The organism is Actinomadura graeca, assembly GCF_019175365.1.
GTDB classification, from domain to species: Bacteria; Actinomycetota; Actinomycetes; order Streptosporangiales; family Streptosporangiaceae; genus Spirillospora; species Spirillospora graeca.
Genome location: NZ_CP059572.1, coordinates 5,497,980 through 5,519,676, shown reverse-complemented (window position 1 = coordinate 5,519,676; position 21,697 = coordinate 5,497,980). Strand labels below are relative to the sequence as shown.

Genomic DNA, 21,697 nt, shown 5'->3' with positions numbered 1-21,697 from the left:
TACGCTGACTGCTTATGTCTGGACCTGAAGACACCCGGGAGTCCGCCGCGGAGGCGGGGGCGCAGGCCGTCCCCTCCACCCCGGCGCCGCCCAGCTTCGGCGGCTCGGGCCCCCCGGCCGAGGCACCCCCCGAGGACGCGGCGCCCGCCGCGGCCGGGGCGGAGCCCGCGTCCCCCGCCGCCCTCACACTGCCTCCGTTCGGCCTCCAGACCCCCTGGTGGGCCGCCGAGTCGCAGGAAGCGGCACCGGAGCCCGCCCCCGCCGCCGAAACCGCGGAACCCGAGGCCGTGGAGCCGGCGCCCGAGGTCGGCGAACCGGCCGCCGAGGCCGCCGTAGCCGCGGAGCCCGCGCCCGACGCCTCGCCCGGCACCCTCGTCGCCGGGATCGGCGTCCCGAAGGTGGACTCGCGCCGGGCCGTCCCCGCCGAGCCGATCGTCAAAGGCGCGGCCACCGATCTCACCGACACCGACCCGGAGGGCATCCCCGCCGTCCAGGACGAGATCCCGCCGGTGCCCGGACCCGAGCCGCAGCCCGAACCGGAGGCACCGGCCGCCGCCGTCCCGGACCCGGACGAGCCGGAGCCGCCCGCCCGGCCCTCCCCCGCGGACAAGCGCCCGCCCGCCTTCGAGAGGGTCGCCGAGGCGGACGGCCCCAAGCCGCCCCCGCCTCCGGCCGAGAGGCCGGTCCCTGGTGAGGGGACGACGACCCCCCACAGGCCCGTACGTCCCGCCGCGACCTGGGTGAGCGAGCGTCCCTCGGCCTTCGAGAAGGCCAAGGAGGCGGAGAAGATCAAGGCTCCGCTCGCGCCGGTGCTCGTGCCCGACGCGATCCTGCCACCCGGCGTGGTGCCGCCCACCGGCAGCGGGCCGCATCCGAAGACCGGGCAGAACGGCGCGCAGCAGCCCGCCATGGCCGCCGTGATCACGCCGGTGTACCACGCCGAGGGCATCTCGCTCGATGCGCCGTCCGCGCCGTCGGCGAAGAAGCCCGCGCCGAAGGCGGCCCCCTCCGGGAAGCGGAGGCCGATGATGATCGGCGGGGGCGCCGCGGCGGTACTCGCGGCGGTCGTCGCGCTGTTCACCCTCGGCGGGACGGGCGCGGGCGACGACGCGAAGGGCGGGTCCGCGCAACCTCCCGTGAAGAGCAGCGCACCGGTCCCCGCGCCCCCGGCGCCCGCCCCGGTGGACATCACCGACGAGAAGAACGACACCAAGGGCCTGGAGTTCACCGAGGTGTTCCCGGAAGGGACGATCCGCCTCGGCGGGCGCACCTACGTCCGGGACCGCTGGTCGATCAACAAGGACCCGGCGTACGCGGCGAACGGCGCGATGCTCGCGGTGCTCAGGCGGGAAAACTGCCGGAAGGTCGTCCGGGCCACCTACCTGGACCGTGACCGTAAGCTCGCCGTCACCTCCGGGATCGCGGTGATGCCGACCAAGGCCGCCGCGCTGAAGGTCGGCAAGGCCGGGAACCCCGCGAAGTACGAGTGGTTCCGCGGGATGCCCGGCAAGCGCGCCACCGACATCGACAGGGCCGGCGGGTACGCGGCGGCCACCGTCCGCGGCCGGTACGTCGTCTACGCCTACGTGCAGTGGGCCGACGGCCGCAGCGCCCGCCCCGGCGACCCCATGATCAAGCAGGTCGCGCAGCAGTTCCTGGACTACGACGCCCGGCCGATCGAGGCCCGGGCCCGCGGCTGAGACCGGTCAGGGCCGCTCCTCGGCGCCGTCCGCCGCGGCCGCGGCGGCGGCGTTGAGGGTCCGGACCCGGCGGGTCTCCTGCGCGCGTCTCGCGAGGCTCTCGGCCCCCGGGTAGCGGATCTCCTCCAGCGACAGCCCGTGCGCGGGCGCCACGTTCACGCCCGAGTCGCGGACGCGCGCGGCCAGCACCTGCGCCGGCCACTCGGGTTCACGGCGCCCGTCGCCGACCATGAGCAGCGCGCCGACGAGCGCGCGGACCATGGAATGGCAGAACGCGTCGGCCTCGACCGTGGCGAGCGCGAGATGCGGGTCGCGGTCGTCGCGCGCCCACTCGTACCGCAGCAGCTCGCGGATGGTCGTCGCGCCCTCCCGCTTGCGGCAGTACGCGGCGAAGTCGTTCTCGCCCACGAGCAGCCGCGCGGCCTGGTTCATCCGCTCCAGGTTGAGCGGACGGGGATGCCACAGGACGTCGTGGCGGCGCAGCGGGTCCACGCCCACCGGGTTGTCGCAGACGCGGTACACGTAGCGGCGGGACAGGGCGGAGAAGCGCGCGTCGAAGCCCTCGGGCGCGATCGACACCCGCCACACCCGCACGTCGGGGGGCAGCAGCCCCGCGAGACGGCGCGGCATCGTGCCGTTGATCGCCGAGTACGCCGCGACGGGCACCACGAGGTGCGCGACCTGCGCGCTCGCGTGGACGCCGGCGTCGGTGCGTCCGGCGACGGTGAGCATGGGCGGCGGGTCGAGCCGCAGCATCCGGGCCAGCGCGTCCTCGATCACGCCCTGGACGGTCCGCTGGTTCGGCTGGCGCGCCCAGCCCGCGAAGTCCGACCCGTCGTAGCCGATGTCGAGCCGGAGTCGTACCAATGCGGTCATGTCGGCTGGGCTGTCCTTCTCCAACGTCTGTCCGTTCCTCCCGACGAGCCGCGTTCATCGGGCACTCCCCTGACACGCTCCCCAGCGAATCGTCGCCCCCCTGACCTGACCATGAGATCAAGTCTGGCAAAGATCAGGCCCACCGTCTCGTACCGACGACGGTGGGCCTGGTGAGCCTTGGCGAGATGGCGTCCGGAGAACCGCGAGCTGCCGGTTACTTGTCGTCCTTTTCCCCGCCCTTGGCGTCCTCGGCCTCGCCGGTCTCGCCGGTCTCGGCCTCGCCGGTCTCGGCCTCGTCCTTGGTGAGGGCGACCTCGTCCTCGGCGGGCGCCTCCGGCTCGGGCGCCGCGGTCGCCGGAGCGGCCGTGGCGGTGGCGGCGGTGGAGGCGGCCAGCTGCTCCTGCACCAGCTCGATCACGGCCATGGGGGCGTTGTCGCCCTTGCGCGGCCCGATCTTGGTGATGCGGGTGTAGCCGCCGGGACGGTTCTCGAAGCGCGGCGCGATCTCGGTGAAGAGCTCGTGCACGACGCCCTTGTCGCGGATGACCTTGGCGACCTGGCGGCGGTTGTGCAGGTCGCCCCGCTTCGCCTTGGTGATCAGCTTCTCCGCCAGCGGGCGCACCCGCCGGGCCTTGGCCTCGGTGGTGGTGATGCGGCCGTGCTCGAACAGCGCCGTGGCCAGGTTCGCCAGGATCAGCCGCTGGTGCGCGGCGCTGCCGCCGAGGCGGGGGCCCTTGGTGGGCTGGGGCATGGTGCTTCCTTCCTGCATCGGCCGTATCAGGTACCGATGTCAGCCGGTCGCGGCGGGGACGTTCCCCACCGCGCTGGGTGTCGTGTGACCGCCGAGGACCGTCAACGGGCCTCAGCCGTCACGCGAGCGCGAAGGCTGCCCGCGAGGGGCAAAGCCGAAGGCGAGCCCCACGCGGGCAGATCGCGAAGCGATGACGCGCTCGCACGATCACGGTCAGGTTCCGAGCCGCCAGGCGAGGATCCTGGGCCGGGATCACAATCAATACTGCTCGGTCTCGGCGTAGCCCTGGTCGTCGTCGCCGTAGTTGTCCGCCGCCGCGCTCGGGTCGAACCCGGGCGGGGAGTCCTTCAGCGAGAGGCCCATGTCGTTGAGCTTCTGCTTGACCTCTTCGATCGACTTGGCGCCGAAATTCCTTATGTCGAGAAGGTCCTGCTCGCTGCGGGCCACCAGCTCGCCCACGGAGTGGATGCCCTCGCGCTTGAGGCAGTTGTAGGAGCGGACCGTCAGGTTCAGCTCCTCGATCGGCAGGGCCAGGTCCGCGGCGAGCGCGGCGTCCGTGGGGGACGGGCCCATGTCGATGCCCTCGGCCTCGACGTTGAGCTCCCGGGCCAGCCCGAACAGCTCGACGAGGGTCTTGCCGGCGGAGGCCACCGCGTCGCGCGGCAGCATCGCCTGCTTGGTCTCCACGTCCAGGATGAGCCGGTCGAAGTCGGTGCGCTGCTCGACGCGGGTCGCCTCGACCTTGTAGGTGACCTTGAGCACGGGCGAGTAGATGGAGTCGATCGGGATCCGGCCGATCTCCTGGCCCGGCTGCTTGTTCTGGGCGGCGGAGACGTAGCCGCGGCCGCGCTCGACCGTCAGCTCCATCTCCAGCTTGGCCTTGTTGTTGAGCGTGGCGATGTGCAGGTCGGGGTTGTGGACCTCGACGCCCGCGGGCGGCGCGATGTCGGCCGCGGTCACCTCGCCCGGGCCCTGCTTGCGCAGGTACATGACCACCGGCTCGTCGTGCTCGGAGGAGACGACGAGCTCCTTGAGGTTCAGGATGATGTCGGTGACATCCTCCTTGACCCCGGGGACGGTGGAGAACTCGTGGAGGACGCCCTCGATCCGGATGCTGGTGACGGCCGCACCGGGGATCGAGGAGAGCAGCGTACGGCGGAGCGAGTTGCCGATCGTGTAGCCGAAGCCCGGCTCCAGCGGCTCGATGGTGAACCGCGACCGGTACTCGTCGACCTGCTCTTCGGTGAGAGTGGGACGCTGTGCGATGAGCATGGTTGTGCCTTCTTCCCGCGGTGCCCGCTATTTGACTACCGCGTTCCTGAGTGTTCCCCGTATCCACCAGGATCCCACGGATCCCGCCGCGGGATCCTGGCGGACGTCGAGCCCTTACTTGGAGTAGAGCTCGACGATCAGCTGCTCCTGGACGGGAGCGTCGATCTGCTGCCGGACGGGCAGCGAGTGCACGAGGATCCGCATCTTGTCGGCGTCGACGCCGAGCCACGCCGGGACGGGCCGCTCGCCGGCCTCGGCCTTGGCGACCTGGAACGGCGTCATCTCCAGGGACTTGCCCTTGACGTCGACGATGTCGGCCTCGCCCACCTGGAAGGACGGGATGTCGACCTTCCTGCCGTTGACCCGGATGTGGCCGTGGCGGATGAGCTGGCGGGCCATGTCGCGCGACTTGGCGAAGCCCGCGCGGTACACGACGTTGTCGAGGCGGCGCTCCAGGAGGGTGAGGAGGTTCTCACCCGTCTTGCCGCCCTGGCGGTTGGCCTCGACGTAGTAGTTGTGGAACTGGCGCTCCAGCACGCCGTAGATGCGGCGGGCCTTCTGCTTCTCGCGAAGCTGGAGCAGGTACTCGGTCTCCTTGGGCCGGCCGCGACCGTGCTCACCCGGCGGGTAAGGACGGATCTCGATCGGGCACTTGGGGCCCTCGCACTTGCTGCCCTTGAGGAACAGCTTCATCTTCTCGCGGCGGCAGAGCTTGCAGTCCGCACCGGTGTAACGAGCCATTGTTCTAGATCTCCCCTGCCTCAGACGCGCCGGCGCTTCGGCGGACGGCAGCCGTTGTGCGGAACGGGCGTGACGTCTTGGATCGAGCCCACTTCGAGTCCGGTCGCCTGCAGCGACCGGATGGCGGTCTCGCGGCCCGAGCCCGGGCCCTTCACGAAGACGTCGACCTTGCGCATGCCGTGCTCCATCGCGCGCCGGGCGGCGGCCTCGGCGGCCTGCTGCGCGGCGAACGGGGTCGACTTGCGCGAGCCCTTGAACCCGACGTGGCCCGAGGAGGCCCAGGAGATCACGTTGCCGTTGGGGTCGGTGATCGAGACGATCGTGTTGTTGAACGTGCTCTTGATGTGGGCGTGCCCGTGAGCGACGTTCTTCTTCTCCTTGCGGCGCACCTTCTTGGCGCCGACACGGCTCTTAGGAGGCATCTGCTCTCTCTACTCTTGAGGTCATCGATCCGGAGGACCGACTCCGGACTACTTCTTGCCGGCCTTCTTCTTGCCGGCGACGGTCTTCTTCTTGCCCTTGCGGGTGCGCGCGTTGGTCTGGGTGCGCTGGCCGTGGACGGGAAGACCGCGGCGGTGCCGGATGCCCTGGTAGCACCCGATCTCGATCTTGCGGCGGATGTCCGCCTGGACCTCGCGGCGAAGATCACCCTCGATCTTGTAGTTCGCCTCGATCCAGTCGCGGAGCTTCACCAGCTCGTCGTCGCCGAGCTGGTGCACCCGCAGGTCGCCGCTGATCTCGGTACCCGCGAGGGTCTCGAGGGCGCGCGTCCGGCCGATGCCGAAGATGTAGGTGAGAGCGACCTCCAGGCGCTTTTCGCGCGGGAGGTCGACGCCGAGGAGGCGTGCCATCTGGGCAGTTCCCTTCATATCGCGGAGGTATGGACGCGCCGCCCCCGCACACACCCTGCCCGGGTGGCGGCCCCGGCCTCCGTCGGTCCGGGGGTGTCCCTCGCACACCGGCGCCGTGCGACCGATCAAGGTCGCACGGCTCACTGTGCGAAGGCTGCGACGCGCTTGTCGTGGGATGGTCCGGCCGTGCGGCCGGTCAGCCCTGGCGCTGCTTGTGGCGCGGGTCCGAACAGATGACCATGACCCGGCCGTGCCGGCGGATGACGCGGCACTTGTTGCAGATCTTCTTGACGCTCGGCTTGACCTTCACTGGGTCTCCTAGGATCAGGGTCACCCCCGCGCCGCCACGCGCGGGGAAGGCAACCCCAGTGCGACTACTTGTAGCGGTAGACGATCCGACCGCGCGTGAGGTCGTAGGGGCTCAGCTCCACAACAACACGGTCGTCCGGCAGGATCCGGATGTAGTGCATCCGCATCTTGCCGCTGATGTGGGCGAGCACCTTGTGCCCGTTGTCGAGCTCCACCCTGAACATCGCGTTCGGGAGGGACTCGATGACGGTGCCCTCGATCTCGATGGCCCCTTCTTTCTTGGGCATGTCCTCCGCGCTTCACTGATCGGCTCATTGGACCCGGCCCGGGCGTCCCCCCCAGGGGACACGGCCACACCCGTGCCACGACACCAGGGGCATCGAGAACAGGGGAATCAGGCGGCCGACAGCGGACCGGCATAGGAGTCTACGGTACCGGGCCGCCGAATGCGAAATTGTCGCACGATACAGCTCCGGAGACCGCTCCCGACACAAGCATACCTCGCGTCCGCGTTGTACCTTTCCACTAGAGCCCGTGAGGCGGGCAGGGGGCCGTTCCCCGTGATGACAGGGCGTCGAGACGTCCGAAGGAGGGTCAGCATGCCGAGCTACGACTTCGCGCTGATCCTCAGCCGCCCCCTCTACGAGGACGAGCTCGACCCGCTGTTCGACCGGACGGACGGCGCCGTCACGGTCTCGATCATCAGCGAGCCGCAGCACGCCGACCGTCCCGGCAACGCCTCCTGCTCCTGGCAGGGCGCCACCCTCGCCGCCGCGATCATGGAGATCGTCCAGCACGTCGAGGCGAGCGCGCCGGGCGTGCACGTCCTGCGGGTCGAGGCCGACCCGCTGCTGACGATCCGCGACATCGCCGAGCGCGTGGGCCGCTCGTTCGACTCCGTCCGGCTGGCGATCACCGGCGCCCGCGGCCAGGGCGGCTTCCCCGCCTCGGAGATCTCCACGGCCGGGCACCGGCTGTGGCGCTGGTCCAAGGTCGCCGCCTGGTACGGCCTGGAGGACCCCCAGCTCATCGAGGCCAAGCCGACCGTCCAGGCGATCAACGGCTGGCTGGCCCTGCGCGACGTCGTCCCCGACGTCGCCCCGGCCCCCGAAGACGTCACTTCCGCCCTGTCCCTCGTGATCCCCCATGTAGCGTAGGACCCAGTGATCATCTAGCTGGGGCACCCATTCCCGAACCATCGCCGTCCTCAGCCTCGCGATCGCGTCCGAAGGCGGGTCCGAGCTAGCGGGGCCCCGATCGCGCAGCGAGCCCCAGGGCGGGTCGGGGCGATGCGGCGACCGCACGCGGTGTCCGCCGAAGGAGGGCGCCCCAGCGCCCGACGCCAAGGGCACCGCAAGGAGCACGCATGCCGATCATCGCCCAGTTGAGCGACATCCATCTGGCGGCCGGACGCGACGGCGAGGTCGACGACGGCTCGGGGCCGGTGCGGGCCCTCCGGGCGGCCGTGTCGAGCCTGCTGACGCTGCCCGCGCGGCCGGACGCCGTGGTGCTCACCGGCGATCTCGCCGACGGCGGCCGGCCCGCCGAGTACGCCCGGCTGCACGCGCTGCTGTCGCCCCTGCCGATGACCGTGTTCCCCATGCCCGGCAACCACGACGACCGCGACGCCCTCCGCGAGGCGTTCGCCGGCCACCCGTCGCTCGCGGGCACCGGCAGCGGCCCCCAGGCGCCCATCCAGTACGCGGCGGACGTCGCCGGGATACGGCTCGTCTGCTGCGACACGACCGTGGACGGCCATCCGCACGGCCACATGAGCGAGGACCGGCTCGCCTGGCTGGACAGGACGCTCGGCGCCGCGCCGGGGGTCCCCACGGTCGTCGCCACCCACCATCCGCCGTTCCCCATCGGCATCCGCTTCATCGACGACATGCGCTTCGTCGACCCCGCCGGGTTCGCCGCGGTCATCGCCCGGCACGAGCAGGTCGTCCGGATCATCAGCGGGCACGTGCACCGCGGGGCGGTCGGGCAGGTGGCGGGCAGGGTCAGCACGACGTGCCCCAGCACCTACCGCCAGTTGTTCCTCGACCTCACCCGTCCCGGCCGCGCCGCGGTGACCGGGGAGCCCGCCGGGTTCGCCGTCCACCTCGTGGGCGACGACGGCACGGCCACCACCCATTTCGTGCCCACGGGCAACTACCGCCCGCTGATGGACGTCGAGTAGGCCGGCCGGAGGTCAGCCGTGGCGTTTCGGTCCCAGCAGCGAACTGAGCAGGATCACCGCGCCCCAGGGGCCCGCCACCCAGATCCACCAGGGGTAGACGACCTCGCCCGCGAGGGCGATGGCCAGCCAGACCGCGACGTTGATGCCGCTCACGAGGGCCCAGGTGCCCCACATCGCCCGCATGCCACGCCCGTACAGCTCGCCCTTCGGACGGGGCGCGACGGAGGCGGTGCTCTTGGCCTGGGACGCGGGGACGGGCAGCTGGTACAGGTCCTCCTCGGGGAGGTCCGAGGTGATCTCCTGGAGCTGGCCGAGCGTCTTGGCCTGGTAGACGAGGTCGAGCCGTTCGTTCATCTCGTCCATGCTGATCCGGCCGACGCCGCAGTGCTCGCGCAGGCTCTCGGCGACGCGGTCACGGTCGGCGTCCGACGCCCGCATGTCAGGATTCGGCGCCATCTCGACTCCTTCCGCCCCCTCTGCCCGACGGGCCCCTCCGCCTGACGGGCCCCTCCGCCTGACGGGCCCCTCCGCCTGACGGGGGCCCGGTCCGGCGGACCCTCCGCCTAACGGGACGGAGTGCCCGCCTCCAGCTTGGCGAACCACTCCCGGCCCTCGTCAAGTGCCGTCAGCACACGGGGCCCGTCCGGGGTGACGGCGAACGAGTGCTCGAAGTGCGCCGAGAAGCGGCCGTCGGCGGTGACGACCGTCCAGCCGTCGTCCAGTTCCAGGGTCTCCTTGGTGCCGAGGTTGACCATCGGCTCGACCGCGAAGCACATGCCGGGCTTCAGGACCGGACCCTGCCCCGGGGCGCCGTGGTTGGGGATGAGCGGGTCCATGTGCATCTCGGTGCCGATGCCGTGCCCCCCGTAGCCCTCGACGATGCCGTAGGGGCCCTGAGAGCGGATGTGAGCCTCGATCGCGTGCGACATGTCCGTGAGCCTGGCCCCGGCGCGTCCGGCCGCCAGGCCGTGCCACAGGGCCGTCTCGGTCACCTCCAGCAGCCGCCGCAGCTCCGCGGTGATCTCCCCGACGGGGACGGTGACGGCCGCGTCGCCGTGCCACCCCTCGACGATCGCCCCGCAGTCAATGGAGATCACGTCGCCGTCCCGCAGCGTCTTCCCGGCGCTGGGGATGCCGTGCACGATCTCCTCGTTGACGGACGCGCAGATCGTTCCGGTGAACCCGTGGTAGCCCTTGAAGGACGGGATGCCGCCGTTGTCGCGGATGTTCCGCTCGGCGAGCTCGTCCAGCTCCAAGGTGGTGATGCCCGGCTTGACCGCCTCGCGCAGCAGCTGGAGGGTCTTCCCCACGAGCAGCCCCGCGGCGCGCATCAGCTCGACCTGCTCCGGCGACTTCACCTGGATCGCCGGTCTACGGCCTCTGAACATGAACCCCCCTGGAACGGTCCGCCGGGATCGCCATGCGGGCGACCCCGGCGTGAGGACGCGGAGACCCCGCGTCCGCTGTCACTTCCCCGGCGGCCCCGCTCACCTCTCGAACGGGCGGAGGGCGGTGAGCGCGCGCTTGGTGACCTCTTCGACCGGGCCCGTCGCGTCTATGCCGACGAGGATGTCCTCGTCGGCATAGAACTGCACCAGCGGGGCCGTGTCGTGCCGGTACACCTCCAGCCGGTGCATGACGACCTCTTCCTTGTCGTCGTCCCGCTGGAACAGGTGCCCGCCGCAGTCGTCGCAGATGTCGTCCTGCTTGTCGTCGAAGTCGACGTGCCAGATGCGCCCGCACTTGTCGCAGGTGCGCCGGCCCGACAGCCGCCGGACGACCTCGTCCTCGTCGACCACCAGCTCCAGGACGATGTCCAGCCGGTTGTCCCACTCGGCGAGGATCTTCTTGAGGGTCTCCGCCTGCGGCACGTTGCGCGGGAAGCCGTCCAGCAGGAACCCGTCGCTCGCGTCGTCCTCGCCGAGCCGGTCGCGCACCATCGCGATCGTCACCTCGTCCGGGACGAGGTCGCCGCGGTCCATGAACTGCTTGGCCTGCCGGCCGAGTTCGGTGCCGCCGCTCACGTTGGCGCGGAAGATGTCACCTGTCGAGATCTTCGGGATGGACAGATGAGATGCGATGAACTGGGCCTGCGTCCCCTTGCCCGCACCCGGGGGGCCCACCAGCACGATACGCACTACCGGAGGAAGCCCTCGTAGTTGCGCTGCTGTAGCTGACTCTCGATCTGCTTCACGGTATCCAGTCCGACGCCGACGACGATGAGGATGCTCGTGCCGCCGAACGGGAAGTCCTGGCTCGCCTTCAGGAGCGAGAAGGCCACCATGGGGATCAGTGCCACGAGCCCCAGGTAGAGCGCACCGGGTGTGGTGATCCGGGTCAGCACGTAGTCGAGGTACTCGGCGGTCGGCCGGCCCGGACGGATACCTGGGATGAATCCACCATACTTCTTCATGTTGTCGGCCACTTCAGTGGGGTTGAACGTGATCGCCACGTAGAAGTAGGTGAAGAAGATGATGAAGACGAAGAACACCGCCATGTGCCAGGCGTTGCTGGGCTGCAGGTAGGGCTGGATCTTCTGCAGCCACTTGGTGTTCGGCCACAGCTGCGTGGCGAGGACCGGCAGGTACAGCAGCGACGAGGCGAAGATCACCGGGATGATGCCGGCCTGGTTCACCTTCAGCGGGATGTAGGTGGACGTGCCGCCGTACATGCGGCGTCCGACCATCCGCTTGGCGTACTGGACGGGAATGCGGCGCTGCGCCTGCTCGACGAACACGACCCCGGCCATGATGGCCAGGCCCACGAGGACGACGATCGCGAAGACGAAGCCGTTCTTGGTCTGGTAGATGCTCCAGAACTGCGCCGGGAAGACCGCGACCACCTGCGTGAAGATCAGGATGGACATGCCGTTGCCGACGCCGCGGTCGGTGACCAGCTCGCCCAGCCACATGATGACCGAGGTGCCCGCCACCATGCAGATCACCATCGTGATGATCGGGAAGACGCCGGTGTCGTACAGCACGTCGCCGCCGCCGGAGACGCCCTGGAACAGCTGCCCGGTGCTCGCCATCGCCACGATGCCGGTGGCCTGGAGGATCGCCAGCCCGATCGTCAGGTAACGCGTGTACTGGGTGATCTTCGTCGTGCCGGCCTGGCCCTCCTTCTTGAGGGCCTCCAGACGGGGGATCACGACGGTCAGCAACTGCAGGATGATGCTCGCGGTGATGTAGGGCATGATCCCCAGCGCGAACACCGACAGCTTCAGCAACGCACCGCCACTGAACAGGTCAACAAGGCCGTAGAGCTGGTTCTGGTCCTTGGCCGCGTCGGCGGTGTCCTTGAGCACCTTCACGTTCACGTTGGGTGTCGGCAGGATCGATCCGATCCGGAACACCACGATCATCAGCAACGTGAACAACAGCTTTTTACGCAGGTCAGGCGTACGGAAAGCCCGAGCGAACGCGGTCAGCACCATTCCTCCTGCGCGGGTGACGAGTTCATGGCCGCCGAGGGGCCGGTTACAGGTCCATGAGGTACGGCGGAAACGACCGTGTGATATCTCACTCCGGGCGTGTCCGCCGGTGTGACTCTAACAGCAGATGACACCGGGGCCGTCCCACCGAGCGCGCGGACCTCTCGGCCCCCGGCACTTGGTGAACACGGCCCCGGCATCGACGGTGTTCTTTCTACAGCTCGTCGGTGGTTCCACCGGCTGCGGCGATCTTCTCCTTCGCGGCGGAGGAAAAGGCGTGGACCTTCACCTGGACCGCGACGGAGATCTCGCCGGTACCGAGGATCTTCACCGGGCGTCCGCGGCGCACCGCGCCCCTGGCCGCCAGGTCCTCCGCGGTGACCTCGCCCCCGTCGGGGTAGAGGGCGGCGAGCTTGTCCAGGTTCACGACCTGGAACTCGACCCGGTTCGGGTTCTTGAAGCCCTTGAGCTTCGGAACCCGGCGGATCAGCGGCATCTGGCCGCCCTCGAAACCGACGGGGACGGTCGAGCGGGCCTTGGTGCCCTTGGTGCCGCGGCCCGCGGTCTTGCCCTTGGACGCCTCGCCGCGGCCCTTGCGGACCTTGGCCTTCCTGGCGCCGGGGGCCGGACGCAGGTCGTGCACCTTGAGGGGCGTGCCCTCGGTGGCCGGGGTCTCCTTCTCGAGATCAGCCGCCATGTCAGTCGACCTCCTCGACGATGACCAGGTGCGCCACCGTCCGGATCATGCCGAGCACCTCGGGGCGGTCCTCGCGGACGACGCTCTGCCCGATCTTCTTCAGGCCGAGGGTGCGCAGCGTGTCACGCTGGTTCTGCTTCTCGCTGATCACGGACTTCGTCTGCGTGATCTTCAAGTTGCTCATGAGCTCGCGGCCTCCGCCCTCGGCTCGCTGCCCGCGGCGCGGGCCCGCAGCATGGCGGCGGGCGCGACGTCCTCGATCGGCAGCCCGCGCTTGGCGGCGATCTCCTCCGGGCGCTTGAGCGCCTTGAGGCCCGCGATCGTCGCGTGCACGATGTTGATCGCGTTGTCGCTGCCCAGCGACTTGCTCAGCACGTCGTGGATGCCCGCGCACTCCAGCACCGCGCGCACCGGGCCACCGGCGATGACGCCGGTACCGGGGCTGGCCGGACGCAGCAGGACCTCGCCCGCCGCGTCGCGCGCCTGCACCAGGTGCGGGATGGTGCCCTGGATCCGCGGGACCTTGAAGAAGTGCTTCTTGGCCTCCTCGACGCCCTTGGCGATGGCCGCGGGCACCTCCTTGGCCTTGCCGTAGCCGACGCCGACGGTGCCGTTGCCGTCACCGACGATCACCAGGGCGGTGAAGCTGAAGCGACGGCCGCCCTTGACGACCTTGGCGACACGGTTGATCGCCACGACCTTCTCGATGTACGACTGGCCCTTGTCGGCGCCACCGCGGCGGTCGTCGCGGCGGCCGTCGCGACGGTCGCCACCCTGACCGCCGCCACGCCTCTGCGCTGCCATCAGTGGTTCCTTCCAGTAAAGGTGGTGGGTGGGGACTGGAGGACGGTCATCACAGCTCCAGGCCCCCCTCGCGCGCACCGTCCGCCACTGCGGCGATGCGGCCGTGGTACTTGTTGCCGCCGCGGTCGAACACGACCGCGGACACACCGGCGTCCTGGGCGCGGCGGGCGACGAGCTCGCCGACCTTGCGGGACTTGGCCGTCTTGTCGCCGGACTCGGCGCGCAGGTCCGCCTCCATCGTCGACGCGGAGGCCAGCGTGTGGCCCTTGTCGTCGTCGATGACCTGGACGAACACGTGCCGGCTGGAGCGGGTCACGACCAGGCGGGGACGCGCGGCGCTGCCGACGACCTTCTTCCGGACCCGCAGGTGCCGGCGCTTGCGGGACAGCGCGCGTCGGCTCGTGGCCTTTCCGGCCAGGGTCTTGGTGCCTGCCATGCCTACTTACCAGCCTTTCCGACCTTGCGGCGGATCTGCTCACCCTCGTACCGCACGCCCTTGCCCTTGTACGGGTCGGGCTTGCGCAGCTTGCGGATGTTCGCGGCGACCTCGCCGACCTTCTGCTTGTCGATGCCCTCGACGATCAGCTGGGTCGGCCGCTCCACCGTGAAGGAGATCCCCTCCGGGGGCTCCACGGTGATCGGGTGGCTGTACCCGAGCGAGAACTCCAGGTTCTTGCCCTTGGCCGCCACGCGGTAACCGACGCCCTGGATGACCAGGGTCTTCTTGTAGCCCTCGGTCACACCGACGACCATGTTGTTGATCAGCGACCGGGTGAGCCCGTGCAGGGCGCGCACCGTGCTCACGTCGCTCGGCCGGGACACGGTCACCTGGCCGTCCTCCAGCCGGACCTCGATGGGGTCGGCGACGGTGTGCGACAGCGTGCCCTTCGGCCCCTTGACGGTGACCTCCCGGCCGTCGAGCTTCACCTCGACGCCACCGGGCACGGCGATGGGGAGACGTCCGATTCGAGACATGGTTAGAGCCCTCCCCTCACCAGACGTAGGCGAGGACTTCCCCGCCCACGCCGCGCTTGCCCGCCTGCCGGTCCGTCATCAGGCCGGAGGACGTCGAGATGATCGCGACGCCCAGTCCGCCGAGGACCTTGGGCAGGTTGTCCTTCTTCGCGTACACGCGCAGACCCGGCTTGGAGACGCGCTTGATCCCGGCGATCGAACGCTCGCGGGTCGGGCCGAACTTGAGCTCGATGTTGAGCTTCTTTCCGACCTCGGCGTCCTCCACGCTCCAGCCCGAGATGTAGCCCTCCTGCTGGAGGATCTCGGCGATGTGCGCCTTGATCTTCGAGTACGGCATCGCCACCTGGTCGTGGTACGCCGAATTCGCGTTCCGCAGACGCGTCAGCATGTCTGCGATCGGGTCGGTCATCGTCATGGCCTGCTGGCCCTCCCTCGCCACGGTTTCCTCGGGCTGATGTGGTCCCGTGGACCTGTGGCGCGGTCGTGGGCACCCTCGCCGGGTGCCCGGTGGTTATTACATGCCGGTGCGCCGCCCCCGGAGGGGCGGGCGGCTACCAGCTGGACTTCGTGATGCCGGGCAGCTCGCCGCGGTGGGCCATCTCCCGGAAGCACACGCGGCACAGGCCGAACTTCCGGTAGACGGAGCGCGGACGTCCGCAGCGCGAGCACCGAGTGTACGCGCGGACGCCGAACTTGGGCTTGCGCGCCGCCTTGGCGATCAGCGACTTCTTCGCCATGCTCAGTTCTCCTTGATGCGATCCCCGGCCGGTGACCCGGCCGCCACAGGACCCCTAGTTGTCCTTGAAGGGGAAGCCCAGGAGCTTGAGCAGCGCCCGGCCCTCGTCGTCGGTCTTCGCGGACGTCACGATCGTGATGTCCATGCCCCGCTGCCGGTCGACCTTGTCCGGGTCCACCTCGTGGAACATGACCTGCTCGGTCAGCCCGAAGGTGTAGTTGCCGTTGCCGTCGAACTGCTTCGGCGACAGGCCGCGGAAGTCGCGGATACGGGGCAGGGCGGTGGCCAGCAGCCGGTCCAGGAACTCCCACATCCGGTCGCCGCGCAGCGTGGTGTGCGCGCCGATCGGCATGCCCTCGCGCAGCTTGAACTGCGCGATGGACTTGCGGGCCCGGTTCACGGCCGGCTTCTGGCCGGTGATCGCCGACAGGTCGCGGATGGCGCCCTCGATCACCTTGGCGTCCTTGGCCGCCTCGCCGACCCCCATGTTGACCACGATCTTGGTCAGCCCGGGGATCTGCATGACGTTGGCGTAGCCGAACTGCTCGCGCATCGCGCCCGCGATCTCCTCGCGGTAGCGGAGCTTGAGCCTCGGCTGCGGGACGGGGCGCTCGGTCACGGTCTCGGTCATCGGTCTCAGATCTCCTTACCGCTGCGCCGCGAGATCCGGACCTTCGTGCCGTCGTCGTTGATCCGGTAACCGGCGCGGACCGGCTTGCCGTCCTCGACGAGCGCGACGTTGCTCACGTGCAGCGGCGCCTCGACCGTCACGCGCCCGCTCTCCTTGCCCGCACGCTGCTGGTCGGCCTTGATGTTCTTGGTGATGAGGTTGACGCCCTCGACGACGACGCGCTCGGCGCGCGGGTCGACGCGCAGGACCTTGCCCGTCGCGCCCTTGTCCTTGCCGGCGATGACGATGACCTCGTCGCCCTTACGGATCTTCATCACAGCACCTCCGGCGCGAGCGAGATGATGCGCATGAACTTCTTCTCGCGCAGTTCGCGGCCCACCGGGCCGAAGATGCGGGTACCACGGGGGTCGCCGCCGTCCTTGATCAGGACGGCCGCGTTCTCGTCGAAGCGGATGTAGGAGCCGTCCGGGCGCCGGCGCTCCTTGCGGGTGCGCACGACGACCGCCTTGACGACGTCACCCTTCTTCACGCCCGCGCCGGGAAGGGCGTCCTTCACCGTCGCGACGATGATGTCGCCGACTCCCGCGTAGCGCCGACCCGAGCCGCCGAGAACCCGGATGCAAAGGATCTCCTTCGCACCCGTGTTGTCGGCGACCTTGAGTCGCGACTCCTGCTGGATCACGTCAACTCCTGTTCGTCACACCGGTTCTGCCCGGGACACCGTCCGGCGGGCAGCCTGGTGGAACCAGTAATTACTTGGCCTTCTCAAGGATCTCGACCACGCGCCACCGCTTGGTGGCCGACAGCGGGCGGGTCTCCATGAGACGGACGCGGTCGCCGACGCCACACTCGTTGGCCTCGTCGTGCGCCTTGTAGTTCTTCGTGCGGCGGATCACCTTGTGGTACTTGGCGTGCTTCACGCGGTCCTCGACGGACACGACCACGGTCTTGTCCATCTTGTCGCTGACCACCAGACCCTCAAGGATCTTGCGGCTGCTCCGCTGCTGCGTCTGCTCGGTCATTCGTCGTCCTCCCCGGCGTCCCCGGTGGCGTCTGCGGCGACCGTGACGATGCCGAGCTCCCGCTCCCGCATCACGGTGTAGATGCGGGCGATCTCGCGCTTCACGGTGCGCAGGCGCCCGTGGCTCTCAAGCTGGCCGGTCGCGGCCTGGAAGCGGAGGTTGAACAGCTCCTCCTTCGCCTCCTTGAGCTTGGTGACCAGGACGTCCTCGGGCTCGGTCCGCAGGTCGTCGGCGGCAAGACCCTTGGCCATCAGGACTCACCCACCTCTCGCTTGACGATCTTGCACTTCATCGGCAGCTTGTGGATCGCGCGCGTGAGCGCCTCGCGGGCCACCTGCTCGTTCGGGTAGGAGATCTCGAACATCACCCGTCCCGGCTTGACGTTGGCCACCCACCACTCGACCGAGCCCTTGCCGGAGCCCATGCGAGTCTCGGCGGGCTTCTTGGTCAGCGGACGGTCCGGGAAGATGTTGATCCAGACCTTGCCGCCGCGCTTGATGTGGCGGGTCATGGCGATACGCGCGGCCTCGATCTGCCGGTTGGTCACGTACGCGGGCTCGACCGCCTGGATGCCGTACTCGCCGAACGTCACCTTGGTGCCGCCCTTGGCCATGCCCCGGCGCTTCGGGTGGTGCTGCTTGCGGTGCTTGACCTTGCGAGGGATCAGCATGGGTTACTCAGCTCCCCTCACCCTGCGGAGCAGCCTCGGCCGTCTGCGCCGGCTGCTCGGAACTCTGCTGCTGCTTCGGCGCGCCGTCGCGGCTGCCACCGCGCTCGCCGCCACCGCCACCGGCGCCACCGCGGCCGCCACGACCACCGCGGCCGCCGCCGCGGCGGTCGCCGCCACGGCGCTCACGGCCGCCGCCGCCACCGGCGGCGCGCTGCTGCGCGGCCTGCTGCTCGCGCTCGGCGCGGGTCTGGGCGGCCTCGCCCTTGTAGATCCACACCTTGACGCCGATGCGGCCGAACGTCGTCCGGGCCTCGTAGAACCCGTAGTCGATGTCGGCGCGCAGCGTGTGCAGCGGCACCTGGCCCTCGCGGTAGAACTCCGAGCGGGACATCTCCGCGCCGCCCAGCCGTCCGCCGCACTGCACCTTGATGCCCTTGGCGCCCGACTTCATCGCCGACTGGATCGCCTTGCGCATGGCGCGCCGGAACGCGACGCGGCTCGACAGCTGCTCGGCCACGCCCTGCGCGACGAGCTGGGCGTCGATCTCGGGGTTCTTGACCTCAAGGATGTTCAGCCGCACCTGCTTGCCGGTCAGCTTCTCCAGGTCGCCGCGCAGCCGCTCGGCCTCCGCGCCGCGGCGGCCGATGACGATGCCCGGCCGGGCGGTGTGGATGTTGACCTCGACACGGTCACGGGTCCGCTCGATCTCCACCTTGGAGATGCCCGCCCGGTCCATGCCCTTCTGCAGCATGCGCCGGATCTGGACGTCTTCCTTGACGTAGTCCTTGTAGAGCTTGTCGGCGAACCACACGGACTTGTGGTCGGTGGTGATGCCGAGCCGGAACCCGTGCGGGTTGATCTTCTGACCCACTACCGGGCCCTCCTCGTCTTCTTACCGCCGGGCGCGGCCCCGCTGCCGGCGGACGCCTCGTCCCGCGACTCCACGACCACGGTGATGTGGCTCGTGCGCTTGTTGATGCGGTAGGCCCGGCCCTGGGCGCGGGGGCGGAAACGCTTGAGCGTCGGCCCCTCGTCCACCCACGCACGGCTCACGACGAGCGTGTCCGAGTCGAGCTTGAAGTTGTGCTCGGCGTTGGCGATGGCACTCGCCAGCACCTTGCCCACCGGCTCACTCGCAGCCTGGGGGGCGAACCGCAGCACCGCCTGAGCCTCCGCGGCAGGCAGGCCGCGGATGAGGTCCACCACGCGGCGGGCCTTCCTGGGCGTGACGCGGATGAACCGCGCCTGGGCCCTGGCTTCCATCGCTGATCCCTCTCTCCTACGTGCGTGCTCTGCCTGCTCAGCCGCGACGGCTGCGGCGGTCTTCCTTGACATGGCTGCGGAACGTCCGCGTCGGCGCGAACTCGCCGAGCTTGTGCCCCACCATGGCGTCGGTGACGAACACCGGGACGTGCTTGCGGCCGTCGTGCACGGCGATCGTGTGACCGATCATGTCCGGCACGATCATGGAGCGCCGCGACCACGTCTTGATGACGTTCTTGGTGCCCTTCTCGTTCTGCACGTCCACCTTCTTCATGAGGTGGTCGTCCACGAATGGGCCCTTCTTAAGGCTACGTGGCATGACGAGCGACTCCTACCGCTTCTTCTTGCTGCGACGACGGACGATCAGCCGGTCGCTCGACTTGTTCGCCTGGCGAGTGCGGCCTTCCTTCTTACCGTTCGGGTTCACCGGGTGCCGGCCACCGGAGGTCTTGCCCTCACCACCACCGTGCGGGTGGTCGATCGGGTTCATGGCCACGCCGCGGACGGTCGGGCGCTTGCCCTTCCACCGCATGCGGCCGGCCTTGCCCCAGTTGATGTTCGACTGCTCGGCGTTCCCGACCTCGCCGACCGTCGCGCGGCACCGCACGTCCACCATCCGCATCTCGCCCGAGGGCATGCGCAGCGTGGCGTACTTGCCCTCCTTGGCCAGCAGCTGGACGCCCGCGCCCGCGCTGCGGGCGATCTTGGCGCCGCCGCCGGGCCGCAGCTCGATGGCGTGGATGACGGTACCCGTCGGGATGTTGCGCAGCGGCAGGCAGTTGCCCGGCTTGATGTCCGCGCCCGGCCCGTTCTCCACCCGGTCGCCCTGCCGCAGGCCGCGCGGGGCGAGGATGTAGCGCTTCTCGCCGTCCACGTAGTGCAGCAGCGCGATCCGCGCGGTGCGGTTCGGGTCGTACTCGATGTGCGCGACCTTGGCCGGGACGCCGTCCTTGTCGTGCCGGCGGAAGTCGATCAGGCGGTAGGCGCGCTTGTGCCCGCCGCCCTGGTGCCGGGTGGTGATGCGGCCGTGGTTGTTGCGGCCGCCCTTCTTGGGGAGCGGACGCAGCAGCGACTTCTCCGGCTCGCGGCGCGTGACCTCGACGAAGTCGGCCACGCTGGAGCCGCGACGACCCGGGGTCGTCGGCTTGTAGTTACGGATGCCCATCTTTTTCGTTCATCCCTTGGTCTATCTCCGGGACGGCCGGCTGGTTAGGCCGGGCCGCCGAAGATGTCGATCCGCTCGCCCTCGGCGAGGCTGACGATGGCGCGCTTGGTGTCCTTGCGCTTGCCGTAGCCGAACCGGGTGCGCTTGCGCTTGCCCTGCCGGTTGAGCGTGTTCACGCTGGTCACCTTGACGCCGAACACGGCCTCGACGGCCTGCTTGATCTGCGTCTTGTTGGCGTCCGGGCGGACCACGAACGTGTACTTGTTCTCGTCCAGCAGCCCGTAGCTCTTCTCCGAGACGACCGGCGCGATGATGACGTCGCGGGGGTCGGCGATCTTGTTCATGTGCGACCCTCCTTACTTCTTCGCCGCGCGCGAGATGAACTCGTCGTACGCCTTCTGCGTGAAGACGACGTCGTCGTTCACCAGCACGTCGTAGGTGTTGAGCTGGTCGGAGACGATCACGTGCACGCTCGGCTCGTTGCGCAGGCTCTTCCAGGTCAGCTCGTCCTCGCGGTCCAGGACCAGCAGGACGCGCTTGGCCTCGGTGACCGAGCGCAGCGCCGTCAGCGCCGTCTTCGTCTTCGGGGTGTCGCCCTCGATGAGGTTGTCGACCACGTGCACCCGGCCGTACCGGGCGCGGTCGGACAGGGCGCCGCGCAGCGCGGCGGCCTTCATCTTCTTGGGCGTCTTCTGCGAGTAGTCCCGCGGCTGCGGGCCGTGCACCGTGCCGCCGCCGGCGAACTGGGGCGCGCGGGTCGAGCCCTGGCGGGCGCGGCCGGTGCCCTTCTGCCGGTACGGCTTCTTGCCGCCGCCGCGGACGTCGCCGCGGGTCTTGGTCGAGTGCGTGCCCTGGCGCGCCGCGGCCAGCTGCCCCACCACGACCTGGTGGATCAGCGGCACGCTGGTCTTCGCGTCGAAGACGTCGGCGGGCAGGTCGATGTCGAGCTTGGAGGTCACTTGCCCGTCCCCTTCACTGCGTCGCGGACCAGCACCACGCCGCCGTTGGGACCGGGAACCGCGCCCTTGATGAGCAGCAGGTTCTTCTCCGCGTCGATGGCGTGGACGGTCAGGTTCTGCACGGTGGTGCGGGCGTTGCCGTGCCGTCCCGCCATGCGGAGGCCCTTGAAGACGCGACCGGGGGTCGCGCAGCCGCCGATCGAGCCCGGGGAGCGGTGCTTGCGCTGGGTGCCGTGCGAGGCGCCGAGGCCCTTGAAGCCGTGGCGCTTCATGACACCCGCGGTGCCCTTGCCCTTGCTCGTGCCGGTGACGTCGATCCTCTGGCCGGCCTCGAAGACGCTGGCGGTGATCTCCTGGCCGAGTTCGAACTCGGTGGTGTCGTCGGTGCGCAGCTCGACGAGGTAGCGGCGCGGCGTGACGCCGGCCTTCTCGAAGTGACCCGTGCGCGGCTTGTTCACCTTGCGCGGGTCGATCTGCCCGTAGCCGATCTGGACGGCGGTGTAGCCGTCCTTCTCCTGGCTGCGGAGCTGCGTGACGACACACGGCCCGGCCTGGACGACGGTCACCGGGACGATCCGGCCCTCATCGTCGAAGACCTGGGTCATGCCGAGCTTCTCGCCCAGGACGCCCTTCCTCTGCGTACTCATTGTCGGTGCGTCC

35 protein-coding genes are annotated in these 21,697 nt (G+C 69.7%); 3 read left to right on the top strand and 32 right to left on the bottom strand.

Annotated features, from left to right (window positions below; genetic code table 11):
• Window positions 1–14: 14 nt before the first annotated feature.
• Window positions 15–1,700, top strand: coding sequence for a hypothetical protein (locus tag AGRA3207_RS24640; protein ID WP_231329380.1), 1,686 nt, complete (start codon window positions 15–17; stop codon window positions 1,698–1,700).
• A gap of 6 nt (window positions 1,701–1,706) precedes the next feature.
• Here the strand turns inward: AGRA3207_RS24640 and truA are convergent, their stop codons facing one another.
• The 8 genes from truA to infA all read right to left on the bottom strand — a co-directional run bounded on the left by truA (window position 1,707) and on the right by infA (window position 6,787).
• A complete protein-coding gene (truA, locus tag AGRA3207_RS24635) occupies window positions 1,707–2,576 on the bottom strand; it encodes a tRNA pseudouridine(38-40) synthase TruA (protein ID WP_231329379.1) in 870 nt (289 codons plus the stop codon).
• A gap of 214 nt (window positions 2,577–2,790) precedes the next feature.
• On the bottom strand, window positions 2,791–3,327 hold the full coding sequence (rplQ, locus tag AGRA3207_RS24630; protein ID WP_231329378.1) for a 50S ribosomal protein L17: 537 nt from the start codon (window positions 3,325–3,327) through the stop codon (window positions 2,791–2,793).
• A 258-nt stretch (window positions 3,328–3,585) separates the two neighbouring features.
• Window positions 3,586–4,599 (bottom strand): DNA-directed RNA polymerase subunit alpha, encoded by a 1,014-nt coding sequence (locus AGRA3207_RS24625; RefSeq protein ID WP_067454600.1) that lies wholly within the window; start codon window positions 4,597–4,599, stop codon window positions 3,586–3,588.
• A 114-nt stretch (window positions 4,600–4,713) separates the two neighbouring features.
• A complete protein-coding gene (rpsD, locus tag AGRA3207_RS24620; RefSeq protein ID WP_231329377.1) occupies window positions 4,714–5,340 on the bottom strand; it encodes a 30S ribosomal protein S4 in 627 nt (208 codons plus the stop codon).
• 20 nt (window positions 5,341–5,360) lie between these two features.
• Window positions 5,361–5,762: a 30S ribosomal protein S11 gene (rpsK, locus tag AGRA3207_RS24615; RefSeq protein ID WP_021596710.1), complete on the bottom strand. Its 402-nt coding sequence runs from the start codon at window positions 5,760–5,762 to the stop codon at window positions 5,361–5,363.
• A 48-nt stretch (window positions 5,763–5,810) separates the two neighbouring features.
• A complete protein-coding gene (gene rpsM, locus AGRA3207_RS24610) occupies window positions 5,811–6,191 on the bottom strand; it encodes a 30S ribosomal protein S13 (protein ID WP_067454606.1) in 381 nt (126 codons plus the stop codon).
• A gap of 196 nt (window positions 6,192–6,387) precedes the next feature.
• Window positions 6,388–6,501 carry a 50S ribosomal protein L36 gene (gene rpmJ, locus AGRA3207_RS24605; RefSeq protein ID WP_021596712.1) on the bottom strand — a complete coding sequence of 38 codons (114 nt, stop codon included), beginning with the start codon at window positions 6,499–6,501 and terminating at the stop codon, window positions 6,388–6,390.
• A gap of 64 nt (window positions 6,502–6,565) precedes the next feature.
• A complete protein-coding gene (gene infA / locus AGRA3207_RS24600) occupies window positions 6,566–6,787 on the bottom strand; it encodes a translation initiation factor IF-1 (RefSeq protein WP_018657567.1) in 222 nt (73 codons plus the stop codon).
• Between the two features lie 312 nt (window positions 6,788–7,099).
• On the opposite strand from infA, the gene AGRA3207_RS24595 reads away from it, so the two are divergent.
• Window positions 7,100–7,657: a hypothetical protein gene (locus AGRA3207_RS24595; RefSeq protein WP_231329376.1), complete on the top strand. Its 558-nt coding sequence runs from the start codon at window positions 7,100–7,102 to the stop codon at window positions 7,655–7,657.
• Between the two features lie 209 nt (window positions 7,658–7,866).
• On the top strand, window positions 7,867–8,682 hold the full coding sequence (locus tag AGRA3207_RS24590) for a phosphodiesterase (RefSeq protein ID WP_231329375.1): 816 nt from the start codon (window positions 7,867–7,869) through the stop codon (window positions 8,680–8,682).
• A 12-nt stretch (window positions 8,683–8,694) separates the two neighbouring features.
• On the opposite strand, the gene AGRA3207_RS24585 is transcribed toward AGRA3207_RS24590, so the two are convergent.
• The 24 genes from AGRA3207_RS24585 to rplC form a co-directional block, all read right to left on the bottom strand.
• Window positions 8,695–9,138, bottom strand: a complete 444-nt coding sequence (locus AGRA3207_RS24585; RefSeq protein WP_231329374.1) for a DUF1707 SHOCT-like domain-containing protein — start codon at window positions 9,136–9,138, stop codon at window positions 8,695–8,697.
• Between the two features lie 107 nt (window positions 9,139–9,245).
• Entirely contained in the window at window positions 9,246–10,070 is an 825-nt protein-coding gene (gene map / locus AGRA3207_RS24580; RefSeq protein WP_231329373.1) for a type I methionyl aminopeptidase, read from the bottom strand.
• Window positions 10,071–10,169: 99 nt separating this feature from the next.
• On the bottom strand, window positions 10,170–10,820 hold the full coding sequence (locus AGRA3207_RS24575) for an adenylate kinase (protein ID WP_231329372.1): 651 nt from the start codon (window positions 10,818–10,820) through the stop codon (window positions 10,170–10,172).
• Window positions 10,820–12,115: a preprotein translocase subunit SecY gene (gene secY, locus AGRA3207_RS24570; RefSeq protein ID WP_231336376.1), complete on the bottom strand. Its 1,296-nt coding sequence runs from the start codon at window positions 12,113–12,115 to the stop codon at window positions 10,820–10,822. Before secY ends, AGRA3207_RS24575 begins: the two co-directional genes overlap by 1 nt.
• Before the next feature lie 214 nt (window positions 12,116–12,329).
• On the bottom strand, window positions 12,330–12,812 hold the full coding sequence (rplO, locus tag AGRA3207_RS24565) for a 50S ribosomal protein L15 (RefSeq protein WP_231329371.1): 483 nt from the start codon (window positions 12,810–12,812) through the stop codon (window positions 12,330–12,332).
• A 1-nt stretch (window position 12,813) separates the two neighbouring features.
• A complete protein-coding gene (gene rpmD / locus AGRA3207_RS24560) occupies window positions 12,814–12,996 on the bottom strand; it encodes a 50S ribosomal protein L30 (RefSeq protein WP_231329370.1) in 183 nt (60 codons plus the stop codon).
• Window positions 12,993–13,616, bottom strand: coding sequence for a 30S ribosomal protein S5 (gene rpsE, locus AGRA3207_RS24555; protein WP_476692271.1), 624 nt, complete (start codon window positions 13,614–13,616; stop codon window positions 12,993–12,995). The genes rpmD and rpsE overlap by 4 nt, the downstream gene beginning before the upstream one ends.
• 49 nt (window positions 13,617–13,665) lie before the next feature.
• On the bottom strand, window positions 13,666–14,052 hold the full coding sequence (gene rplR / locus AGRA3207_RS24550; protein ID WP_067454822.1) for a 50S ribosomal protein L18: 387 nt from the start codon (window positions 14,050–14,052) through the stop codon (window positions 13,666–13,668).
• A 2-nt stretch (window positions 14,053–14,054) separates the two neighbouring features.
• Window positions 14,055–14,591, bottom strand: coding sequence for a 50S ribosomal protein L6 (rplF, locus tag AGRA3207_RS24545; protein ID WP_231329369.1), 537 nt, complete (start codon window positions 14,589–14,591; stop codon window positions 14,055–14,057).
• Window positions 14,592–14,607: 16 nt separating this feature from the next.
• Window positions 14,608–15,006, bottom strand: coding sequence for a 30S ribosomal protein S8 (rpsH, locus tag AGRA3207_RS24540; protein ID WP_067454634.1), 399 nt, complete (start codon window positions 15,004–15,006; stop codon window positions 14,608–14,610).
• Between the two features lie 136 nt (window positions 15,007–15,142).
• Entirely contained in the window at window positions 15,143–15,328 is a 186-nt protein-coding gene (locus AGRA3207_RS24535) for a type Z 30S ribosomal protein S14 (RefSeq protein WP_018657585.1), read from the bottom strand.
• Window positions 15,329–15,382: 54 nt separating this feature from the next.
• The gene (gene rplE, locus AGRA3207_RS24530; RefSeq protein ID WP_231329368.1) at window positions 15,383–15,958 is read right to left on the bottom strand and encodes a 50S ribosomal protein L5; all 576 of its coding nucleotides are present in this window, start codon (window positions 15,956–15,958) and stop codon (window positions 15,383–15,385) included.
• 5 nt (window positions 15,959–15,963) lie between these two features.
• Window positions 15,964–16,272 (bottom strand): 50S ribosomal protein L24, encoded by a 309-nt coding sequence (rplX, locus tag AGRA3207_RS24525; protein WP_231329367.1) that lies wholly within the window; start codon window positions 16,270–16,272, stop codon window positions 15,964–15,966.
• Window positions 16,272–16,640 carry a 50S ribosomal protein L14 gene (rplN, locus tag AGRA3207_RS24520; protein WP_021596728.1) on the bottom strand — a complete coding sequence of 123 codons (369 nt, stop codon included), beginning with the start codon at window positions 16,638–16,640 and terminating at the stop codon, window positions 16,272–16,274. The genes rplX and rplN overlap by 1 nt, the downstream gene beginning before the upstream one ends.
• Before the next feature lie 70 nt (window positions 16,641–16,710).
• Window positions 16,711–16,980, bottom strand: coding sequence for a 30S ribosomal protein S17 (rpsQ, locus tag AGRA3207_RS24515; RefSeq protein WP_231329366.1), 270 nt, complete (start codon window positions 16,978–16,980; stop codon window positions 16,711–16,713).
• Window positions 16,977–17,231, bottom strand: coding sequence for a 50S ribosomal protein L29 (gene rpmC, locus AGRA3207_RS24510; RefSeq protein ID WP_231329365.1), 255 nt, complete (start codon window positions 17,229–17,231; stop codon window positions 16,977–16,979). The genes rpsQ and rpmC overlap by 4 nt, the downstream gene beginning before the upstream one ends.
• Window positions 17,231–17,650: a 50S ribosomal protein L16 gene (rplP, locus tag AGRA3207_RS24505; RefSeq protein WP_067454653.1), complete on the bottom strand. Its 420-nt coding sequence runs from the start codon at window positions 17,648–17,650 to the stop codon at window positions 17,231–17,233. The genes rpmC and rplP overlap by 1 nt, the downstream gene beginning before the upstream one ends.
• A gap of 7 nt (window positions 17,651–17,657) precedes the next feature.
• Window positions 17,658–18,521 carry a 30S ribosomal protein S3 gene (rpsC, locus tag AGRA3207_RS24500; RefSeq protein WP_231329364.1) on the bottom strand — a complete coding sequence of 288 codons (864 nt, stop codon included), beginning with the start codon at window positions 18,519–18,521 and terminating at the stop codon, window positions 17,658–17,660.
• Window positions 18,521–18,913 (bottom strand): 50S ribosomal protein L22, encoded by a 393-nt coding sequence (gene rplV / locus AGRA3207_RS24495; RefSeq protein WP_067454659.1) that lies wholly within the window; start codon window positions 18,911–18,913, stop codon window positions 18,521–18,523. Before rplV ends, rpsC begins: the two co-directional genes overlap by 1 nt.
• A gap of 37 nt (window positions 18,914–18,950) precedes the next feature.
• Window positions 18,951–19,232 carry a 30S ribosomal protein S19 gene (gene rpsS / locus AGRA3207_RS24490; RefSeq protein WP_148347474.1) on the bottom strand — a complete coding sequence of 94 codons (282 nt, stop codon included), beginning with the start codon at window positions 19,230–19,232 and terminating at the stop codon, window positions 18,951–18,953.
• Window positions 19,233–19,244: 12 nt separating this feature from the next.
• Entirely contained in the window at window positions 19,245–20,078 is an 834-nt protein-coding gene (gene rplB / locus AGRA3207_RS24485; RefSeq protein WP_231329363.1) for a 50S ribosomal protein L2, read from the bottom strand.
• A 44-nt stretch (window positions 20,079–20,122) separates the two neighbouring features.
• Window positions 20,123–20,422 carry a 50S ribosomal protein L23 gene (gene rplW / locus AGRA3207_RS24480; protein ID WP_067454668.1) on the bottom strand — a complete coding sequence of 100 codons (300 nt, stop codon included), beginning with the start codon at window positions 20,420–20,422 and terminating at the stop codon, window positions 20,123–20,125.
• Between the two features lie 12 nt (window positions 20,423–20,434).
• A complete protein-coding gene (gene rplD / locus AGRA3207_RS24475; RefSeq protein ID WP_231329362.1) occupies window positions 20,435–21,037 on the bottom strand; it encodes a 50S ribosomal protein L4 in 603 nt (200 codons plus the stop codon).
• Window positions 21,034–21,684: a 50S ribosomal protein L3 gene (rplC, locus tag AGRA3207_RS24470; RefSeq protein ID WP_067454674.1), complete on the bottom strand. Its 651-nt coding sequence runs from the start codon at window positions 21,682–21,684 to the stop codon at window positions 21,034–21,036. Before rplC ends, rplD begins: the two co-directional genes overlap by 4 nt.
• Window positions 21,685–21,697: the final 13 nt, after the last annotated feature.

Excerpts from the sequence above, each read along its gene's own strand:
- AGRA3207_RS24640 (WP_231329380.1), top strand. The coding sequence starts at position 15 with ATGTCTGGACCTGAAGACACCCGGGAGTCCGCCGCGGAGGCGGGGGCG.
- truA (WP_231329379.1), bottom strand. The coding sequence starts at position 2,576 with ATGACCGCATTGGTACGACTCCGGCTCGACATCGGCTACGACGGGTCG.
- rplQ (WP_231329378.1), bottom strand. The coding sequence starts at position 3,327 with ATGCCCCAGCCCACCAAGGGCCCCCGCCTCGGCGGCAGCGCCGCGCAC.
- AGRA3207_RS24625 (WP_067454600.1), bottom strand. The coding sequence starts at position 4,599 with ATGCTCATCGCACAGCGTCCCACTCTCACCGAAGAGCAGGTCGACGAG.
- rpsD (WP_231329377.1), bottom strand. The coding sequence starts at position 5,340 with ATGGCTCGTTACACCGGTGCGGACTGCAAGCTCTGCCGCCGCGAGAAG.
- rpsK (WP_021596710.1), bottom strand. The coding sequence starts at position 5,762 with ATGCCTCCTAAGAGCCGTGTCGGCGCCAAGAAGGTGCGCCGCAAGGAG.
- rpsM (WP_067454606.1), bottom strand. The coding sequence starts at position 6,191 with ATGGCACGCCTCCTCGGCGTCGACCTCCCGCGCGAAAAGCGCCTGGAG.
- infA (WP_018657567.1), bottom strand. The coding sequence starts at position 6,787 with ATGCCCAAGAAAGAAGGGGCCATCGAGATCGAGGGCACCGTCATCGAG.
- AGRA3207_RS24595 (WP_231329376.1), top strand. The coding sequence starts at position 7,100 with ATGCCGAGCTACGACTTCGCGCTGATCCTCAGCCGCCCCCTCTACGAG.
- AGRA3207_RS24590 (WP_231329375.1), top strand. The coding sequence starts at position 7,867 with ATGCCGATCATCGCCCAGTTGAGCGACATCCATCTGGCGGCCGGACGC.
- AGRA3207_RS24585 (WP_231329374.1), bottom strand. The coding sequence starts at position 9,138 with ATGGCGCCGAATCCTGACATGCGGGCGTCGGACGCCGACCGTGACCGC.
- map (WP_231329373.1), bottom strand. The coding sequence starts at position 10,070 with ATGTTCAGAGGCCGTAGACCGGCGATCCAGGTGAAGTCGCCGGAGCAG.
- rplO (WP_231329371.1), bottom strand. The coding sequence starts at position 12,812 with ATGGCGGCTGATCTCGAGAAGGAGACCCCGGCCACCGAGGGCACGCCC.
- rpmD (WP_231329370.1), bottom strand. The coding sequence starts at position 12,996 with ATGAGCAACTTGAAGATCACGCAGACGAAGTCCGTGATCAGCGAGAAG.
- rpsE (WP_476692271.1), bottom strand. The coding sequence starts at position 13,616 with ATGGCAGCGCAGAGGCGTGGCGGCGGTCAGGGTGGCGACCGTCGCGAC.
- rplR (WP_067454822.1), bottom strand. The coding sequence starts at position 14,052 with ATGGCAGGCACCAAGACCCTGGCCGGAAAGGCCACGAGCCGACGCGCG.
- rplF (WP_231329369.1), bottom strand. The coding sequence starts at position 14,591 with ATGTCTCGAATCGGACGTCTCCCCATCGCCGTGCCCGGTGGCGTCGAG.
- rpsH (WP_067454634.1), bottom strand. The coding sequence starts at position 15,006 with ATGACGATGACCGACCCGATCGCAGACATGCTGACGCGTCTGCGGAAC.
- AGRA3207_RS24535 (WP_018657585.1), bottom strand. The coding sequence starts at position 15,328 with ATGGCGAAGAAGTCGCTGATCGCCAAGGCGGCGCGCAAGCCCAAGTTC.
- rplE (WP_231329368.1), bottom strand. The coding sequence starts at position 15,958 with ATGACCGAGACCGTGACCGAGCGCCCCGTCCCGCAGCCGAGGCTCAAG.
- rplX (WP_231329367.1), bottom strand. The coding sequence starts at position 16,272 with ATGAAGATCCGTAAGGGCGACGAGGTCATCGTCATCGCCGGCAAGGAC.
- rpsQ (WP_231329366.1), bottom strand. The coding sequence starts at position 16,980 with ATGACCGAGCAGACGCAGCAGCGGAGCAGCCGCAAGATCCTTGAGGGT.
- rpmC (WP_231329365.1), bottom strand. The coding sequence starts at position 17,231 with ATGGCCAAGGGTCTTGCCGCCGACGACCTGCGGACCGAGCCCGAGGAC.
- rplP (WP_067454653.1), bottom strand. The coding sequence starts at position 17,650 with ATGCTGATCCCTCGCAAGGTCAAGCACCGCAAGCAGCACCACCCGAAG.
- rplV (WP_067454659.1), bottom strand. The coding sequence starts at position 18,913 with ATGGAAGCCAGGGCCCAGGCGCGGTTCATCCGCGTCACGCCCAGGAAG.
- rpsS (WP_148347474.1), bottom strand. The coding sequence starts at position 19,232 with ATGCCACGTAGCCTTAAGAAGGGCCCATTCGTGGACGACCACCTCATG.
- rplB (WP_231329363.1), bottom strand. The coding sequence starts at position 20,078 with ATGGGCATCCGTAACTACAAGCCGACGACCCCGGGTCGTCGCGGCTCC.
- rplW (WP_067454668.1), bottom strand. The coding sequence starts at position 20,422 with ATGAACAAGATCGCCGACCCCCGCGACGTCATCATCGCGCCGGTCGTC.
- rplC (WP_067454674.1), bottom strand. The coding sequence starts at position 21,684 with ATGAGTACGCAGAGGAAGGGCGTCCTGGGCGAGAAGCTCGGCATGACC.